Annotated in this window: 1 protein-coding gene; it reads left to right on the top strand. The window is 40.7% G+C overall.

Annotated features, from left to right (window positions below):
• Positions 1-400: MSHA biogenesis protein MshB (locus AB4496_RS28615; protein WP_372133474.1), on the top strand; the 400-nt coding region annotated here is incomplete at its 5' end.
• Positions 401-420 lie beyond the last annotated feature (20 nt).

The following is a 420-nucleotide window of genomic DNA, read 5'->3' as shown; positions in this document are numbered from 1 at the left end:
GCAATGGGAAGCAGAAGCTCGTCCATCAGAAAGAATTGGTGTTGAAACATACAATACTGTAAATTACGATGGTGTTGATTTTTGGCTAACCAGATCAACAAGTAGCAATGGAAGTACTAATTTTAGAGACGGCTACCCATGGTCTATAAACACCAATTCAGCTTCAGCTCCGTCTAATGATGTGACCGATGCTTCGTGTGTCGATTTAATGGAAAATCTACTTCAGAACCCTCCTAAGGTTGGAACATTAACCAATGTGGCAAATGGTTCGAATTACAAATATTCAGCGCAAGCGGATAACAGCAATGACTACTGCACTTACATTCAATTGGAAGGCGGTACTCAGCATCAATTCGTTTACGAGATTAGAACTGGTCGTGTGACCGTAACACTGCAGTAAACCTGCGTTTAAATATACAT

It is taken from the genome of Vibrio sp. 10N.222.46.A1, from assembly GCF_041473595.1.
Taxonomy (GTDB): Bacteria; Pseudomonadota; Gammaproteobacteria; order Enterobacterales; family Vibrionaceae; genus Vibrio; species Vibrio tasmaniensis_A.
The sequence above is the reverse complement of the archived record's forward strand: the minus strand, read 5'-3'. Positions and strand labels throughout refer to the sequence as shown.